This is a genomic window from Oceanobacillus luteolus (assembly GCF_042678205.1).
In the GTDB taxonomy this organism is placed as follows: Bacteria; Bacillota; Bacilli; order Bacillales; family Amphibacillaceae; genus Oceanobacillus; species Oceanobacillus luteolus.
In genome coordinates, this window is record NZ_JBHUDE010000049.1 from 84,079 (window position 1) to 101,319 (window position 17,241).

Consider the following 17,241-nt stretch of genomic DNA (forward strand, 5'->3'; position numbering starts at 1 on the left):
CAGCCTTTCTTTAACGGTTTTTGATATTATCAAATTACCCGATTCACGTGGAAGTCGGTTGATTCAATAGAGAAGCTTCCACCTGTTGCAGTTCTTTCGATAGTTTGTGGAACTTCTCTGGATCTCTTTCATCAAGAGCTTGGTCAATCGCTTTTATCAATAATTCTTTTTTTCTGTATTGCAAAGTATAATTGATAATTCTATCGGCTTCTACCTTATCTTCATTCGTAATGTAATCATCATTCGTTAGAAACGGATTTTCTTCAAGAATCAATGCAAACTGTGGAGATTGCTTCCAACGATAAAAGTTCAGTTCAATATACAATGGTTCCTCGGCATTTAACCGAATATCATGAAATGCTTTCTCGGGTTCGGAAGTAACCAATTGATTACGATAAAATCGAAAAGCAACTCCATCCGAACATGTACTTGAGATGACAATACTGCGAGGGCAAAATTTAGCATTCCGAACGAAATGGACATTTCTCAACACTTTATGATTACTTGCCAAATAGGTAAGTATCCAATTACTTTCCCGAGACTTCAGCTCATACTGGTTTAAAAACCAATAGATAAATGCTTTCTTTTCATGTGGCTGAATAATTGGAGTCCTCATGAATTAATCCTCCTCAATCGTCTTGGGCTTGTAGCCGAGATAAATACTCTTCGACTATATAATCATCTGGAACAAAGTTAAGGTATTTATTCAAAACATCAATAGCTTCCGAAATTAAACCTTCCTCTGTTAGAAAATAACCATATTCCTTTAAAAAGTCAGGGTCGTCACTTAAATTCTGATAAGCTTCCCGATAAGAAGAAAGTGCCTCTTTATATTTTTCTTCTTCGGTATATGCTTTTGCCAGCTCCCAATCGTATAAAGATTCAAGAGATCCGGTCGACTTGATACTAGTAATCAATTCGATAATCTCAGAATGTCTATTTCTCTCTTTCAAAAATTCCAGTAAAAAGAGTATTGCTTCCAAGTAATCAGGATCTAAAGCTATTGCTTCCCTAACATATTCCTCACTTAAACGGTCATCATTCAGCTGATGAGCAAGGTTGCCGGTGAGAAAGTACAGATGTTTATTGAAAGAATCATGTTGAAGTCCTTTCTTTGCAATCTCAAATGCTTCCGCTGGCATACCTTCTTTATTTAATGCTTCTGCTAGATTCTCGTAAACCGTATGGTAATAAGGATCAATTTCAATCACTCGTTTCCATGCAGTTATCGCAATGTCATATCTCTCCGCCTGATTGGCAGTGACACCAAACTTAAAAAATTTATCTGGACTTTTATCTGACCCTGCCTCGAAGAATTCGAGTGCTTTTTCATATTCACCAACCCCGGCATAGGACTCAGCCAACCGGTCTTTTATCGAGACATCTGCTAATAAGTCATGTTCTTTCACAACTTTCTCGAAGTAAGTGACCGCTTTTATGTATTCGCCGATGGAAAAGAACAATTCTCCTAAGGCAAAGTCTATAATTACTTCGTTCGGGAGTTTTTGTTTCGCTTCAAGCAATTTCTGTTCAGCAACTTCAAAAAGCCCCTGTGCTTGATATAAGTCCGCCAATTGCACTAATGCCTGAATATAAGCCGGGTCTTCTTCTGATATATCATCAAGTAAAGATATAGCCAGCTCATCTTGTTCCTTCTCAATATAAATATCAACGAGCAGGAGCTTTACATCACTTTCGTCCGGATATTTCTGTAAAAGATCAGTCAGAATTATTTCAGCTTCATTCAATAAGCCCCATTTTAAATAAAGTTCAGCAATGGTAAATTTTTCATCATCATTTGCTTGTGGAATGTATTCCTCAAGCAAATTCAGTGCTTGATTGATATCGTTTTGTTCTACCAATTCAATTGCTTGTAAGATGGTATCCATTTCTCCATCCTTTCTTTAATAATACTGCATATAGTTTATCATAACGAAAAGTATGATTTGGTTCAATCAATAAATAAATGCTGCATAATAGAATTGAAAGCTTAACGGTTATGATCGAAGCCCGTAGTCCAAAGCCCACCCATTTTCTTTATGCGTCTCGAGCATCTACGCAAAGGACGTGCTAATGCATACGTTGTTATCCCACGTTGCGTCCACAGTCTGCCTCGTATCACTGTTTGGTCTCACTCTCACTCCGACCTGTCCTCCTGAAGTAGTCTCGAGATATTTGGATAATTAATGTAATCGATTTTTTAACTAAATTCAATGCTGCAAATAATTAATATTTGCTGGGAACAGTCCCCGATACACCGGAGATTCCTGTGAGAGCAAAGGAATCGGTGAGACCCTGCAAGGCGCCTCGCGCCTGAGGAGGCTCACCAGCCGCCCACGGAAAGCGAAGGTGTATCGGGGGCTGCGGACCGGAGTAGGATTTCTAAATTAATCAACAGTTAATTTCTAATGTTTATGAAAACCTAAAGAGAGCCAAGCTATTTGGCTCTCTTTAGGTTTTATGGTTTATTCGTTTGATGTTACTATCTTTAAATCGTCAAAAAATCTTGGGTAGGAGATGGCGATGGAAGATACGTCGTCAATAATGATTTCTTCGTCGGAAAATAAGGATGCAATAGCACCCATCATAGCCATTCTATGATCATGGTAAGCGGATATTTTACCACCAGTTAAAGGTGTCTTTCCTTCAATTATCATTCCATCGTCCGTAGCTTTTATATTCGCACCAAGTGTAGTTAGCAGCTCTACTACTGCAGCAATCCGATCCGTTTCCTTTACTCTGAGTTCTTCAGCGTCCTTAATGATTGTTCTTCCCTCGGCTTGAGTCGCTAGAAGAGCAATAATCGGAATCTCATCAATTAACCGCGGAATGATATCGCCTGAAATTTCAATCCCAGACAACGGTGCACTCTTTATCAGAATATCACCAAAAACTTCTCCGCCAACTTTTTGTTGATGGCTGATTTCCAAGTCGGCTCCCATTTTGATTAGTACATCTACGATTCCAGTACGAGTTGGATTAAGTCCAACATTCTTTAATAGAAGTGAACTATTCTGTTTCGCAGCAGCACCTGCGAGGAAAAATGCAGCCGATGAAATGTCGCCTGGAACATAAACATCTGTAGCCTTTAGATTTTGTTTCCCTTCCATTCGAATGGTGTTCCCTTCTACATGAAGGTTCACTCCAAAAGCTTCTAACATTGTTTCTGTATGGTTTCTAGTTTGAGTTAGTTCCGTAATCTTTGTTTCCCCTTCAGCAAATAAACCTGCAAGCAATAGAGCAGATTTCACTTGAGCACTTTTAACCGGAAGCTTATATTCAATAGCCTTCAGGTCTTGGCCGACAATAGCGAGGGGAAGCAAACGGGCGTTTTCTCTACCATAGATTTTTGCGTTCATCTTTGATAATGGGAGAATCACTCGATCCATCGGCCTTCCTGACAAAGAAGCATCTCCAGAAATGGTAGTGAATAAAGGTAACCCTGCAAACAAACCGATTAAAAGGCGAGCTGTCGTTCCTGAGTTGCCAAAGTATAGTGGATTTTTGGGTTCTTTGAAACTGGACGGTCCATCGCTATTTATTAAAATTGTCTCTCCATCTCGTTCGATGTCCACTCCCAATTCACGAAAAGCATCGATGGTACGCAAACAATCTTCACCATCTAAGAAGTGCCTGATTTTAGTCTGGCCTTTTGCTAAGGAGCCAAAGATGACTGCCCGGTGGGAAATTGATTTATCTCCAGGTACCTCTATCTCCCCCACAATAGGTGATGCTTGGGGTAGCAGTCTTTTTTCAGCCATACGTGCTCATCCTCTCACTTCAATTTTGTATCATTGTTTCATAACCATTTTGTTCTAAATATTTCTTACCTTTCTTTTGCGCTTCTTCCGTATAGAAACTTAGACGAAGCACCCCGGTAATTCCTTCACGGATTTCTAGAATTTCAATGTTTTTAACGCTTATCTCATAGTCTGCTAAAATTTTAAACACAGAAGCCAAAGCCCCGGGTTGGTCACGTATATCGACATAAAGATCATAAAATGCTGGTATCGCACCACCATCTTTTGTTGGAATACCATCACGATACGTCTTTGCTGTCTTTAAATAATTAATCATTTCTTGCTTCTCGTTATAATCTACGAGACTTTTCAAATGCATCATTTCTTCAATCCATTCTTGTAACAACACGGACATTTTTCTCCGATTATGATAGAAAATATCCTGCCATAATTCTGGATTACTTGAAGCGATTCTAGTAATATCTCGGAAACCCCCAGCAGCTAATTTGGGTAAGAAAGCATGAGTTTCTTGCCATTTCTTAGCCTGATGGACAAGTGAAGATGCAATCAAATGCGGAAAATGAGAAACGACACCAGTCATTTCATCATGTTCTTCCGGCTTTAAAACGATAAACTTGCTTTTCGTTGGTGTCAGCACTTCTTTTAACGTATGTACATCTTTTTCCGTACTTCGTTTCGTCGGGGTTAAGACATAAATTGCATTTTCAAATAGATGCGATTTCGCCGCTTCAATTCCGCGTTTATGAGATCCAGCCATTGGATGGCCACCGATAAATACAATCTGTTGGTTAATAAGTTTCTCCGCTGTTTCAATGACTGTATTTTTCACAGACGCCGTATCTGTTACAATTACTTTTCTTTCAAATGTAATGGAGTCAAGCATCTCCAATAATTCAATGGTTTCTGTTATTGGAGCTGCAAGGATTATAATATCAGCATTTTGAGCGGCATGTTTAAAGTCTGTATAAGCTTCATCTATAATTCCATTTTTTAGGCCGTAGTCCAAGCTTTGTTCATTCAAATCGTAGCCCAGTACGGTATGTTCAGGATTTATTTTTATGGCTTTAGCAAGAGAGCCACCTATGAGCCCTATACCTGCTACTAAGATTTTTCGATTATCCATATGTTCACCCATTACTTTCAATAAATTTCTTTATGATTTCTTGGAGCTCTGTCATATCTTCTTTATTACCTATGGTTATCCGAATTGAATTAGGATATCCAAGCAATTCTCCAGGTCTTACAATGAAGCCATTTTCAATCAAATATTGAAACATCTCTAGGCCACTTACTGGAGTCGATACAGAAATGAAGTTTGTATAACTAGGATAATATGCCCAATTTATCTCATCGAGAAATTGACAGAAATCATTTTTAACATCACGGTTTTTCTCTACTGTTTCACGAATGAAATCCTCGTCTTGTATCGCGATCGTAGCAGCTTTCTGAGCGACAGAGGTGGTGTTGAATGGACCTCTAACGACGTTTAAATGATGAACCAGATCCGGATGTCCAATTCCATAACCTATCCGTAGCCCCGCCAACCCATAAGCTTTAGAAAAAGTTCGCAAAGAAATCAGATTAGGATAATTCTTAATGTATGTATGTGAATCAAGCAATTGCGCCACATCCACGTATTCTCGGTATGCCTCATCCAGTACAACCAATACGTCTTTGGGGCAATCTTCCATAAAATTAATGAATTCTTCTCCCTTGATCAATGTACCTGTCGGATTGTCTGGAGCACAAATCCACACAACGACCGTCTCTTCATCAATGGCTGCATTCATTGCTTGCAAATCATGTTCTCCATTTGCTTTTACAGGAATTTCTTTAACAGTTCCACCTTCAACCAATGTATTGTGCCTATACTGCGGGAAAGAATTAGCTGCCATAACGGTATTCGTATTATCTTGGACAAATGCCCGGCAGATAATTTGAATGATCTCTTCTGAACCACTTCCAAATAGTAACTGATTTTCGTCTACTGCAAGTTTTTTGCTAAGCGCTGTTCTCAATTCACTCGTATGCCCATCCGGATAAATATTTAATTCAGGAAGGTTCTCTGTTAAATAATTTTTGACTTGAGACGAATAACCATAAACATTTTCATTAGACGCGAGCTTCACTATTTTCTCTAAACCGTATTCCTCTTTGATTTCATGGGTTTGTTTACCCTGTTGGTATGCAGTTAGTTTGCTGAGTATTGTTTTCTGTTTCACTTTATTACTTTCCCCTCTTCTCAACTAATTCTGGACGAAGCGTTACAGCTTCATTATGAAAAACATGTCTAATCTCGTCTTGAGCCAGATCTGTGTTGACAACCATCATAATACGAATACAGGATTTCAAACTGTTTTGCACATCAATTTCGGCCATACACATGACAGGCACATATGTCCAGCCTGGAAATTCTCTTAAGGCCCGAGCAGGAAACACTGCATTTATATCTTTTGTAGCGGAAATGAATACATGTGACACATTCTCTGGTTTCACATTGTTGCTGTCAATCATTTCCTTTAACACGAGTTTCGTCTGTTGGATAATTTCCTCAGCGTTATTTTCTTTTATTGTGGTTGCACCTCGTATTCCCCTCGACACCATGTTTACACCAACCTTTCTTTAAATGTATTAAGATGATTATTTAATTCATCGTCGGTAATCTGTTCTACTTTTAACTGTCCAGGTGCTTCCATTAAAACCATTTTAATTTGTTGTCCGATAGTCTTCTTATCTGATTTCATATGTTTTATGATTTCTTTACTATCGAAGGTCGATAGTATCGGATAATTATTCGCTACGAGCCAGCCTTTTAATCGATCAAATGGAAGTTTTTTCTGATAAACTTTTTCACTTACATGGATAGAGAACAATAACCCGATGGCAACTGCCTCTCCATGAGTGATTTTGCCATATCCTAATTCAGCTTCCAGTGCATGAGCTAGCGTATGACCTAAATTCAAGAACATACGGATTCCATGTTCTTTCTCGTCAGCTTCCACAATTCCTTGTTTCACTCTTATACCAGCCATAATATATTCCTGTAACTTCTCCGTTGATATGGATTCTAAATCTGTTTCAATCATGGAATAAAATAATTCTTCACTGGAAATTAACGCCTCTTTAATTAATTCTGCATAACCAGAACGTGTCTCGCGTTCCGATAAGGAAGTTAAAGTTTCCATATCATAAAAAACACCCACTGGAGGATAAAAAGCACCGATTAAATTTTTTCCAAGAGAATGATTTATAGCCACTTTACCTCCTACACTGCTGTCGTGAGCAAGTATCGTGGTTGGTACTTGAATATAATCGATACCCCGCATAAAGGTAGCGGCGACAAATCCGGCAAGATCTCCTACTACTCCACCACCTAAAGCAATAATCAAAGAGTTCCGATCCATACCGATTTCAATTGCTCTTGTCTGTATCTCATAATAAACATCAATATGTTTGGAATGCTCACCTGAAGGTATCGTGTATGAAGCCAAAGAAAAGTTATCCAGACCTTTCTTTACATCTTCTAGATAATACTTAGCTACATTCTCATCGGAAATTATAAGTACCTTCGTATAGGACTTCTTTAAATACTCATGTAGTTTAAAACGAAGTCCATTTCCAACTAAAATGGAATAGACTCCGTTACTATGTTTTACAGATAGCTCTTGCACTAAAACCACCTAATTTCATCTCGGTACTGGTCAATGGCTTCTTTTAGCTTTGGAAATTGATCATGTGGGAATTGCTCAGTAATCGCTTTTGCAATTTCAAAAGCAACTACATGCTCCATGACTACAGAGGCTGCTGGCACTGCACAAGGATCAGATCTTTCAATTGTCGCTGTGATTTGTTCCTTTGTATCAATATCAACACTTTGCAATGGTTTCTTCATCAAAGTAGGAATTGGCTTCATGACCCCTCTTACTACTATTGGCATCCCAGTAGTCATACCGCCCTCAAAACCGCCCAATCGGTTGGACGTACGATAATATCCCCGTTCCTCATTCCAAGCAATCTCATCATGGTTCTCACTTCCAAAAATCTTTGCAGCTTGGAAACCAATACCAAATTCAACACCTTTAAAAGCATTAATACTTGCTACACTACCCGCAATTCTTGCGTCGAGCTTACGATCATAATGAACATACGATCCTACCCCAGCTGGCACACCTTCCACATAGACTTCACAGACACCGCCAAGCGTGTCTCCCTCGCTTTTTGCCAAGTCGATTTTTGCCATCATCTCTTTTTCAGCTGATGAATCAAGTACCATAACTGGTGAATTTTGAGCGATTTCTTGTCTTTCTTTGATTGACAGACCATCTTTTTCCTCAGCTATGATTCCACCAATTTCTTTTACGTATCCGGCTACCTCTATACCTAGTTCCCTAAGCAACTTTTTCGCAACAGCACCAGCAGCGACTCTTGCAGCCGTCTCTCTCGCAGAAGAACGCTCAAGAATATTTCTTATATCTCGATGACCATATTTTAAAGCACCATTTAGGTCGGCATGTCCTGGTCTCGGACGGGTCACAACACGGCGTAGCTTCGTATCTTCAGCAATCGGATCCTCCCCCATTATATCCGTCCAATGTTTGTAGTCATCATTATTGATAACTAGTGATATTGGCGAGCCTAACGTATATCCGTGTCTGATACCACCGGTAACCTCTACAAGGTCCTTTTCAATTTGCATTCTTTTTCCACGACCATAGCCCTGTTGTCTCCTTAATAGGGAATGATTGATGTCTTCCTTTGTAATAGGTAGATTAGAAGGAACGCCTTCTACAATTGTTGTTAATTGTTTACCATGTGATTCACCTGCAGTTAAGTACCTCAATGTAGCATTCTCCTTTTTCCCAAGCAATTAATAATTATGTACTGAATTAGATTTCTAATTACTATAACATATTCGAACATTTTTTTGGAATTAAATTACCGTAAAAATTAAATGATTTTAGTTTTTATGCTTTTGATAGAAAAATGTATCCAATAATTTGAAATTATACTTCTCCGGTGAGAAGATTTGTTCGGTACTCCCTACAAAAAGCACCCCCTGATTGATCAGCGAGTTACTAAATCCAGTATAAATTTGCTCTTTTGCTTCGTCCGTAAAGTAAATCAGAACGTTACGGCAGATTATTAAATCATAGTTAGTAGGATAGCGTTCAGCCAATAAATTATGTTTCTTAAACGTTATATTCCTTCTCAACGCCGGGTCGACTTTATACTTTGCTTGAGTTTTAGTAAAATATTTTTGTTTTAGAGAAGGAGGAACCTCTTTCAAAGATTGTTCAAAATATAAACCTTCCTTCGCCTTACTAAGTGCTTTATCATCAATATCAGTCGCCAGGATCTCAATTTGTACGTGAGGGAAATATTCTTTGAATAGTATAGCGATGCTATAAGGTTCTTCTCCAGTCGAACAAGCGGCACTCCAAATTGAAATTCGAGATTTATTATGTGAAATATGCGGAATTACTTTGTCCTTTAAAACATCCCATCGCTTGATGTTGCGGAAAAATTCTGAAACATTAATTGTCAATCGGTCTATAAATTCTATCTGCAGTTCAACATCTTTATTCATTGCTTCGTAGTATTGAACATAGCTGGAAAACCCTCGTTTATCACGCAATGTTGTTATTCTTCTTTTCATTTGAGTTTCTTTATATAGACTGAGGTCAATATCATATTTTTTGTTTACTTTTTGGATAAATTCTAGATAGTCATCCAACATATTGCTCCCCCTATGCTGTTTCATATAAACATTTTAATAATTTGATGATGGAATGAAGCTACAACCAGCGTACTTGCACCACATATCATACGCCAGAGAATAATCCATCATGTATTTTTATTTGTAAAAACCTCCGTTATATAAACGGAGGTTAGTGGTTGGATTAGTAGATCCAAGTTGTATCAACTTTTTCGTAAGATACCAATTCTTTTTCGTCAAAGAATAAGTTGATTTCTCTTTCTGCACTTTCTGGTGAATCAGAACCGTGAATGATATTCTTTCCAACAGTTACACCATAGTCACCACGGATTGTGCTTGGAGCAGCTTCACTTGGGTTTGTTTTCCCCATCATGTTACGTGCTGTTGAGATAACATTTTCACCTTCCCAAACCATTGCAAACACTGGTCCAGAAGTGATAAATTCAACTAATTCTCCGAAGAAAGGTCTTTCTTTATGTTCACCATAATGTTCTTCAGCCAATTCGTTGGAAACTTGCATCAGTTTCGCACCCGCTAGTCTGAAACCTTTCTTTTCGAAACGTGAAACGATTTCTCCGATTAGATTGCGTTGTACACCATCTGGTTTTACCATTAAAAATGTTTTTTCCATTCCTACACCTCTTTAGTTATGCTGATTTATTAACCTATAAAATTATACAAAAGTCTTGAAGAAATAACAAATTTTATCATTAAACTCTTCTTCTTCCAATGTATTTAGCAATGGTTTGTAGTGTTATCTTTGATTTGCTGTTAGGCAATTCATTCAAAGTATCCAGTGCTTTTTTCAAATACATGTCACTTAATTCATAGGATTTCCGTATTGCATCGGTTTGTTTTAATGTATTGATTACTAATTTCATGTCGTCTGACTGTATGAGATCAGGTTTTTTAAAAACCTCTTGTACCATTTCATTAAATTCCCGGTCTCGAATGGCATATAGGACCGGAAGGGTAATATTCCCTTGCAAAAGGTCATTTCCCGCAGGTTTTCCTAATTGCTTCGCCGTTTCCGTAAAGTCCAATATGTCATCAATTATTTGATACGACATTCCAATGTAATAGCCATAACGATAAAGGAGCTTCACTTCCTTATCGGAAAGACCTGAAAGAAGTGCTCCAAGCTGACAGCTAGTCGCAATTAAAAGTGCTGTTTTACGTTTAATTCTTCGTAAATAATCTCTAAGATTCTGCTCCCAGTTAAATTTATCCTGAATTTGATCAATTTCTCCTATGGCAACTTCCACTAACGCTTTAGAGAGTACCCGATGTGCTTTCGGATTATTTATTGTTGTTACCTCTTCTAAAGCTCTGGCAAGGATATAATCCCCTGTATACATTGCTATACGGTTTCCATATAAATGTTTTATGGTGGGCTTGCCTCTGCGTAACGTTGCTTCATCAATCACATCATCATGGACAAGCGTTGCCATATGTATTAATTCAAGTGCAACAGCAGCTTTACTTATACTTTCTGCATCATAGTCACCCAGTTGTCCGGCTAAAATCACAAATACAGGACGAATTCGCTTTCCACCAGCATTTAATAAATCTATCGAAGCTTGACGTAAGACAGGGTGTTCAGCTTGAATCGTTTGATTTAAAGCTTCTTCGATTACTTCAAGATCCTTTTTTAAGTATCCGTATGTTTTAGGTAGTTTCATATGTGTCACCTTTATTTTCAAATTACATCTAAAAGGCCTTTATCAGCGAATTTGCTTCGTTCCCATATGCATCGCTGCTACGCCAAGTGTATAGCTCTTCACCTCGACAAAAGAAAAGCCTGCCTCTTGAAACATTTCTTTCAGTTTCCTTTTATCAGGGAAACTCTTTGTTGATTCGTTTAACCAAGCGTACTCATCATAACTTTCCGCGAATATCTTCCCAAACAATGGCATGATAAAACGAAAATAAAAGAAATATAATTGCTTAAAGCCAATCAACTCTGGTTGAGAAGTTTCGAGGCAAACTACCTTTCCATTTGGTTTTACAACCCTGTACATCTCTTTTAATACGGTCATATAGTCGGGAACATTTCTAAGTCCAAATCCGATTGTCACATAATCGAACGTATTATCAGGAAAAGGTAATTCCATTGCATTGCCATGTACAAATTTCACTTGATTTAAATTCAACTTTTCTTTTTTATCTTCGGCAATAGATAGCATATTTTCGCTGAAGTCCAAGCCAATTACTTCTCCCTCTTCACCTACTGCATGAGCTAGAGAAACAGACCAGTCCCCAGTACCACAACATACGTCTAATGCCTTCGCGCCCTTTTCCACATGCATTCTAGCCATAACATCATTTCGCCAAGCTTTGTGCTGTTGAAAAGAAATAATGGAGTTCATGGAATCGTAATTTTTATATATTTTTTCAAATACGTAATGTACTCTTTCTTCTTTTGATTGTTTATGCACGTTTTACCCTTCTTCCGCATTTAAGGTATTTCTATATACATGGTCGACCATTTTCTGGTTGAAATAAGATTGAAGGTCGGTAGTTGAATGAGGCAATTTCATTAATTTATTATTAAAACTTGTCCATTCTCTTTGAATGATCGAACTAAATTTATCTTCAGCAGTCATATATGGGTTCGTTTTCTTGGAATCCATCATACTGTTAAGTAAAATCTCATCGTTGACGATACGTTCCTTTTCTTTGCTAAGGAGTTTGATATATTGCCATTGTTTCACACAATCTATAAAATCGATATGCTGAAAATAATTGGCGACGGTTTCAATTAGGAGACTCTCAACTTCCACTTTTAAGCTTGTATATTCACTGAAAGTTTCATACTCTCCATAATAAAGCTTCATCTTTCGTTCATTAATCGCTTTTATTGCTGATGCTAGTTTATGTATGAATGTCAAGTCATCTATTTCTGAAAGCAGATAATAGTATAATCCACTATAATAATCACCTGCTAGTACATAAAGCTGCTTAACAAGTTTCTCATCGTCAGTTTCATTATCATCATTATCCATAACAAGCTCATGGGTATCCAACGCAACTTGAACAAGCATCGTAGTAATGATATAAACGTCGCGGTTCGTTTGCGCTGAAGCAGTGTCCTTAGGAATGAGCTTCAATAGGATAAACAATTTATCCTCATCAATTACGGGCTTGTGTATAGTTTTCCTTAGGAAGTCATGATTTGTTTTGTTTTCTATTATCTCTTTGTATAAAGTTATTTCATTCATTGATTTACTCAAAAAAATCACCTAAGCCCTTTCATCAATTGAAGTGCCTTAGTCATTATAGCATATTTAACTATAATCTACATCCTTACTGACAGGAAAAGATGATAGATTATAGAGGACTTATTATTCGTTGCTCATTTCCCCATTACTAGTTTGAATTAATGCTTTACCTCTGATTTTAACAGCTGAAGTATGTTCAGTGAACTGTGCAATCATAATCTCATTTTTATCGAGTTTTTCTGTATGATGAAATTTTGTGTTTGTTCCACGCGTTAATCCTATCACGTTTACCCCGTCTTCAAGTGCTTTAATTACGATAAAATCAGTTTTAGTATCTTTCATACTTCCATCCCCTTAAACAAAGTATTTTAAAGAACAATAATAATTCCTAGCAAATTGGACGTTTGGGAGAATCCATCTACCATCCTCTATTATATGCATATTTTCACATTGACTGCATTCTATTTGCTGTGGATAACAGTACATAAAAAAGGGTACGTAGGAACGTACCCTTTATCAGCCCTATGTAGCAAATTATTTAACAGCGTCTTTAAGAGCTTTACCTGGTTTGAACGCAGGAACTTTGCTTGCAGGGATTTCAATTTCTTCTCCAGTTTGTGGGTTACGGCCTTTACGAGCTGCACGATCGCGCACCTCAAAGTTTCCGAATCCAATCAACTGTACCTTTTCACCGTTTTTAAGTGAATCCATGACAGAGTCAAATACAGCTTCAACTGCTTTCGTAGCGTCTTTCTTAGAAAGCTCAGTCTTCTCAGCTACTGCATTGATTAAATCTGTTTTGTTCATGACATTCACCTCCTCCCAAAATGTTAAACTTGACAGTGCAACAAACAAAAAACTACTTAATTCATTTGTTCACAACTTTGCCTTTTTTTATACTTGGTTACTAAATCAAATTAGTAACAAGCCTTATAATATATGACTTTGCATTAAAATTCAACAATATGTGCGCTTTTTCTCTAATATTTTTGTAAAACATGGTATTTCACCCAATTTTACAGATTATTCAAGCGTGAAAGTAGTTTTTTATTTGTTTTTACCGTTACTATAGCTATTCGACAACAAAAAGGATTTTCCTTCCGTTAAAAAAATAAAAAGCAGCCTATTTCAGCTGCTATAAGATAATTGCCAACAATCCGCCAGATCCTTCGTTAATAATTCGCTCTAGTGTATCCTTTAATTTATATCTAGCATTTTCTGGCATTAATGAGATTTTTCCTTGAATTCCTTCACGTACAATGGAGCTCAGTGACCTGCCGAAGATATCGGATTCCCAAATGGATAGAGGATCATCCTCAAAGTCTTGCATCAAATATCTTACTAGCTCTTCACTTTGCTTCTCCGTTCCGATAATAGGAGCAAATTCTGACTCCACTTCAACTTTTATCATATGAATGGAAGGTGCAACAGCTTTAAGCCGAACACCAAATCTTGTTCCTTGACGAATTATTTCAGGTTCATCCAGTATCATATCCTGTACACTAGGTGCTGCGATACCGTAGCCTGTTTGTTTAACCATCTGTAGTGCACTTGCAATTTGATCATATTCCCTCTTCGCGTGAGTGAATTCCTGCATGAGTTCTAATAAATGATCTTTCCCTCGAATTTCTTCCCCGACAATCTCTTTTAAAATCTCATCATACAGTTCAGGCGGTGAGTGGAGATCAATTTCAGCAATTCCATCTCCCATCTCCATTCCAGCTAGATTTGCACGCTCAATGTATTCATATTCAGAAAATGTCGCAACAATCTCATCAACATCTCGCAATCGCTTTATGTTTTTGACTGTATTCTGAATGGCCTCCTGGTAATTTTCTCTGAGCCAATGATCTTCTTTTAATACCATCACCCAGCTCGGAAGGTTTACATTCACTTCCAGTACCGGGAACTCAAATAATGCTTCTCTTAGTACTTTATAGACATCATGCTCCGTCATATTTTCTACACTTACAGCTATAACAGGAATATCATATTTCTCGGATAGTTCTTGGCGTAAAAATTCAGTCTCTGGACTTGTCGGGCGTACGGAGTTGACAACCATAATAAATGGCTTTCCTACATCCTTTAACTCTTCAATTACCCTTTCCTCTGCTTCCACATAGTCCGAACGAGGAATCTCACCGATGGATCCATCTGTAGTAACAACAATTCCAATGGTTGAGTGTTCTTGAATAACTTTACGTGTTCCTATTTCTGCTGCATCATGAAACGGAATAGGTTCTTCATACCATGGTGTATGAATCATCCTTGGCCCGTTCTCATCTTCAAATCCTTTGGCGCCTTCCACTGCATAACCTACACAATCGACAAGACGTACATTTACATCTAATCCTTCATCTACATTTACTGTAACCGCTTGATTTGGAATGAACTTAGGCTCTGTCGTCATGATGGTTTTCCCTGCTGCGCTTTGAGGAAGTTCATCTAAGGCTCTTGCCCTATCACTTTCATCAACGATATTCGGCAGTACGACAAGTTCCATAAACCTCTTGATAAAAGTCGATTTTCCTGTACGGACTGCCCCCACGATCCCGAGATATATATCTCCATTTGTCCGCTTAGAAATATCTTTAAAAATATCGATTTTCTCCAAAGTAATCCCTCCCGATCCTAAAACTATAATTAATACAACAGATTATTTCTTGCCACTACAAGTCTATGATGTTGTCCCAAAGAATTATGCATGATTCAGGTATACTAGAATAGCAAAAATATATTTTTAAAAATTATATATACTCCATTGCTGATTATCACCCCATAATTCTTATTTAGGATAACAAGGAGAGCTTACTCCTTTTTAAAACATATTAAAATTGATACAACCTGCTGGAAATTATTATGAAACACTCTTATATGTTTCACAGTCCAATCTCACCGCCTCCCAAGGAAAACAAGGTATCTCAGGAGCGGCCGAGCTATTGATGATAGCAAATAGCCTAGATTTTATTTATCAGCACTTTATTTAATCTTCCATTAGGATATTAAAATCAATAAAAACACCCTTGCAACAATATATATGTCGCAAGGGTGTTTGTTTATGCCTGGATCTTCACTATAGTACTATCCTTTCATTCTTCCATCATAAATACCGGTTCTCCGTCTTTAACAGTATAAGGAAGAGAATATGTTGGTGCAAAAGGGGTATGATCCGTCAATAAGAATCGAATGTCATCCCCCTCTTTATAGTCATGGTCATATTCCTCTAAAGCACGTTGTAAGTCAATTCGATAGTCTACATATAGATTTCCATGCACGTCCATTACAAGTGGAAGGTTTTCTTGACTATATGGGCTTACTACGGTTGGTGGATCGTCGAGTTTTAATTTTTCGTGATCGATTAGATAAATCCCATCTTCTACTTTTTCACCAAATGCAGGATAGGTGTGTTCTTGCCTAAATGCATTTAATCGAATGTTGACACTACGAATCTTTTCAGTAACGCGAAGATCAATGACTTTAACTGTTGGATTTTCTTCCGGCGTAATTAAGATATATTGATAATATCCACCATTTTCAAAAGCATTCCCCGGAATTTCAGAGATGGCATTTTGTTCCTTCAATAAGCTGAAGTCAACCAGATACTTTTCAAAAATAGGTGTATCACTAGGTTTAGTCCGGATAGGTACCAATCCACCAGTTTTCTCGCGATAAGTATCTACTGCATTTTGTACAATTTCAAGCTGTGTATCATGGGGGACTTGATTCTCTGCTCTTTCACTATCCGGATACATGCATCCTGTCAGCAAGAGAATAAATAATCCTAATAAAGTACCTTTTATGTATGAAACTTTCAATGCTTAACCTCCTGATAACTATCTTGTAGGTCCTGTAAAGACGACAAAGAGAATGATAATAGCTCCTGAAACTAAACTGAAGTATGCTAAAAGGGATATTACATTTGCTAACCAACCTGTTAATTTCTTTCTGCTTAACCAGATTAGACCTAATGCTATAAATAATAAAATCATTCCTACAAACGAAATGTACATTTTTAGCATAGATATACTCATTTTATAATTCACCTCTAACTTGTAAAATCTACCGAAACCATCCCATATTATATCATAAGCATGAAGTATTCTTATATTAAAATGATGCAAAAAAAGAACCGAGACGGAGGGGGGCTGACTCCATCTCGGGTGACTAGATAATACCCACGCAGACTCTATCCATGAATGCTTGTGCGATGTATTCTATGCGAGAATTATGACTTATGCATCCTCATCTGCCTAATACCGCATTAATTATCGAAAAATTTATTCATGGCTTTAGAATCCATTGGCATTTTATTCTTAACTATAGCCTCAACAATCTTATCCTCTTTTTGCTTCGAGACAGGCTTACCTGCCATCCGTGATAAACGTTGGATAAGATCACGAACTGTTTGCTCATCGGAAAAATCTGCATTCTTTACCGAGTCAGCTACTTTAAATATTTCATCAGGTGATATGTTTGCGTTTTGTTGAATTTTATCGAACATTCCTTTTTGAAAGTTGTTCACCGCATTTCCTCCTTGATTCAT

At 37.5% G+C, this 17,241-nt stretch carries 19 protein-coding genes; all 19 read right to left on the reverse strand.

The genetic code is table 11. The features are described from left to right. Nucleotides 1-43: 43 nt before the first annotated feature. Nucleotides 44-616 carry a ReoY family proteolytic degradation factor gene (locus tag ACFSBH_RS11810; protein ID WP_251510328.1) on the reverse strand — a complete coding sequence of 191 codons (573 nt, stop codon included), beginning with the start codon at nt 614-616 and terminating at the stop codon, nt 44-46. Between the two features lie 13 nt (nt 617-629). Beyond that, entirely contained in the window at nt 630-1,889 is a 1,260-nt protein-coding gene (locus ACFSBH_RS11815; protein ID WP_379597648.1) for a tetratricopeptide repeat protein, read from the reverse strand. 576 nt (nt 1,890-2,465) lie between these two features. After that, the gene (gene aroA / locus ACFSBH_RS11820; RefSeq protein WP_379597650.1) at nt 2,466-3,761 is read right to left on the reverse strand and encodes a 3-phosphoshikimate 1-carboxyvinyltransferase; all 1,296 of its coding nucleotides are present in this window, start codon (nt 3,759-3,761) and stop codon (nt 2,466-2,468) included. Between the two features lie 19 nt (nt 3,762-3,780). Continuing rightward, entirely contained in the window at nt 3,781-4,884 is a 1,104-nt protein-coding gene (locus tag ACFSBH_RS11825) for a prephenate dehydrogenase (protein ID WP_379597652.1), read from the reverse strand. Between the two features lie 4 nt (nt 4,885-4,888). Beyond that, on the reverse strand, nt 4,889-5,983 hold the full coding sequence (gene hisC, locus ACFSBH_RS11830) for a histidinol-phosphate transaminase (protein ID WP_379597654.1): 1,095 nt from the start codon (nt 5,981-5,983) through the stop codon (nt 4,889-4,891). Nucleotides 5,984-5,987: 4 nt separating this feature from the next. After that, nucleotides 5,988-6,365, reverse strand: a complete 378-nt coding sequence (gene aroH, locus ACFSBH_RS11835; RefSeq protein WP_251510318.1) for a chorismate mutase — start codon at nt 6,363-6,365, stop codon at nt 5,988-5,990. Nucleotides 6,366-6,367: 2 nt separating this feature from the next. Further along, complete coding sequence (gene aroB, locus ACFSBH_RS11840; protein WP_379597656.1) at nt 6,368-7,432, reverse strand: 3-dehydroquinate synthase; 1,065 nt, start codon at nt 7,430-7,432, stop codon at nt 6,368-6,370. Beyond that, on the reverse strand, nt 7,432-8,601 hold the full coding sequence (gene aroC, locus ACFSBH_RS11845) for a chorismate synthase (RefSeq protein ID WP_251510315.1): 1,170 nt from the start codon (nt 8,599-8,601) through the stop codon (nt 7,432-7,434). Before aroC ends, aroB begins: the two co-directional genes overlap by 1 nt. A gap of 117 nt (nt 8,602-8,718) precedes the next feature. Continuing rightward, the gene (locus ACFSBH_RS11850) at nt 8,719-9,498 is read right to left on the reverse strand and encodes a CheR family methyltransferase (RefSeq protein WP_379597659.1); all 780 of its coding nucleotides are present in this window, start codon (nt 9,496-9,498) and stop codon (nt 8,719-8,721) included. A 163-nt stretch (nt 9,499-9,661) separates the two neighbouring features. Continuing rightward, nucleotides 9,662-10,108 (reverse strand): nucleoside-diphosphate kinase, encoded by a 447-nt coding sequence (ndk, locus tag ACFSBH_RS11855; RefSeq protein ID WP_251510311.1) that lies wholly within the window; start codon nt 10,106-10,108, stop codon nt 9,662-9,664. A gap of 79 nt (nt 10,109-10,187) precedes the next feature. Beyond that, complete coding sequence (hepT, locus tag ACFSBH_RS11860) at nt 10,188-11,159, reverse strand: heptaprenyl diphosphate synthase component II (RefSeq protein ID WP_379597661.1); 972 nt, start codon at nt 11,157-11,159, stop codon at nt 10,188-10,190. 42 nt (nt 11,160-11,201) lie between these two features. Further along, entirely contained in the window at nt 11,202-11,915 is a 714-nt protein-coding gene (gene menG / locus ACFSBH_RS11865; RefSeq protein ID WP_379597663.1) for a demethylmenaquinone methyltransferase, read from the reverse strand. Nucleotides 11,916-11,918: 3 nt separating this feature from the next. Next, on the reverse strand, nt 11,919-12,698 hold the full coding sequence (locus ACFSBH_RS11870) for a heptaprenyl diphosphate synthase component 1 (protein ID WP_379597665.1): 780 nt from the start codon (nt 12,696-12,698) through the stop codon (nt 11,919-11,921). A gap of 123 nt (nt 12,699-12,821) precedes the next feature. Beyond that, a complete protein-coding gene (gene mtrB / locus ACFSBH_RS11875; protein WP_251510302.1) occupies nt 12,822-13,040 on the reverse strand; it encodes a trp RNA-binding attenuation protein MtrB in 219 nt (72 codons plus the stop codon). Nucleotides 13,041-13,232: 192 nt separating this feature from the next. Continuing rightward, complete coding sequence (locus tag ACFSBH_RS11880) at nt 13,233-13,505, reverse strand: HU family DNA-binding protein (protein ID WP_251510300.1); 273 nt, start codon at nt 13,503-13,505, stop codon at nt 13,233-13,235. Between the two features lie 328 nt (nt 13,506-13,833). Next, the gene (gene spoIVA, locus ACFSBH_RS11885; protein WP_251510297.1) at nt 13,834-15,312 is read right to left on the reverse strand and encodes a stage IV sporulation protein A; all 1,479 of its coding nucleotides are present in this window, start codon (nt 15,310-15,312) and stop codon (nt 13,834-13,836) included. 475 nt (nt 15,313-15,787) lie between these two features. Beyond that, entirely contained in the window at nt 15,788-16,513 is a 726-nt protein-coding gene (locus ACFSBH_RS11890; protein WP_379597667.1) for a hypothetical protein, read from the reverse strand. An 18-nt stretch (nt 16,514-16,531) separates the two neighbouring features. Continuing rightward, entirely contained in the window at nt 16,532-16,729 is a 198-nt protein-coding gene (locus ACFSBH_RS11895; RefSeq protein ID WP_251510293.1) for a DUF2768 domain-containing protein, read from the reverse strand. A 230-nt stretch (nt 16,730-16,959) separates the two neighbouring features. Further along, on the reverse strand, nt 16,960-17,220 hold the full coding sequence (locus tag ACFSBH_RS11900; protein ID WP_251510291.1) for a stage VI sporulation protein F: 261 nt from the start codon (nt 17,218-17,220) through the stop codon (nt 16,960-16,962). Nucleotides 17,221-17,241 lie beyond the last annotated feature (21 nt).

Bases quoted from the DNA above. Each gene is read 5' to 3' on its own strand.
- ACFSBH_RS11850 (WP_379597659.1), bottom strand. From the start codon at position 9,498: ATGTTGGATGACTATCTAGAATTTATCCAAAAAGTAAACAAAAAATAT.
- ACFSBH_RS11880 (WP_251510300.1), bottom strand. From the start codon at position 13,505: ATGAACAAAACAGATTTAATCAATGCAGTAGCTGAGAAGACTGAGCTT.
- ACFSBH_RS11895 (WP_251510293.1), bottom strand. From the start codon at position 16,729: ATGAGTATATCTATGCTAAAAATGTACATTTCGTTTGTAGGAATGATT.
- ACFSBH_RS11825 (WP_379597652.1), bottom strand. From the start codon at position 4,884: ATGGATAATCGAAAAATCTTAGTAGCAGGTATAGGGCTCATAGGTGGC.
- ACFSBH_RS11815 (WP_379597648.1), bottom strand. From the start codon at position 1,889: ATGGATACCATCTTACAAGCAATTGAATTGGTAGAACAAAACGATATC.
- mtrB (WP_251510302.1), bottom strand. From the start codon at position 13,040: ATGAAAGATACTAAAACTGATTTTATCGTAATTAAAGCACTTGAAGAC.
- ACFSBH_RS11870 (WP_379597665.1), bottom strand. From the start codon at position 12,698: ATGAATGAAATAACTTTATACAAAGAGATAATAGAAAACAAAACAAAT.
- hepT (WP_379597661.1), bottom strand. From the start codon at position 11,159: ATGAAACTACCTAAAACATACGGATACTTAAAAAAGGATCTTGAAGTA.
- aroA (WP_379597650.1), bottom strand. From the start codon at position 3,761: ATGGCTGAAAAAAGACTGCTACCCCAAGCATCACCTATTGTGGGGGAG.
- ndk (WP_251510311.1), bottom strand. From the start codon at position 10,108: ATGGAAAAAACATTTTTAATGGTAAAACCAGATGGTGTACAACGCAAT.
- ACFSBH_RS11810 (WP_251510328.1), bottom strand. From the start codon at position 616: ATGAGGACTCCAATTATTCAGCCACATGAAAAGAAAGCATTTATCTAT.
- aroH (WP_251510318.1), bottom strand. From the start codon at position 6,365: ATGGTGTCGAGGGGAATACGAGGTGCAACCACAATAAAAGAAAATAAC.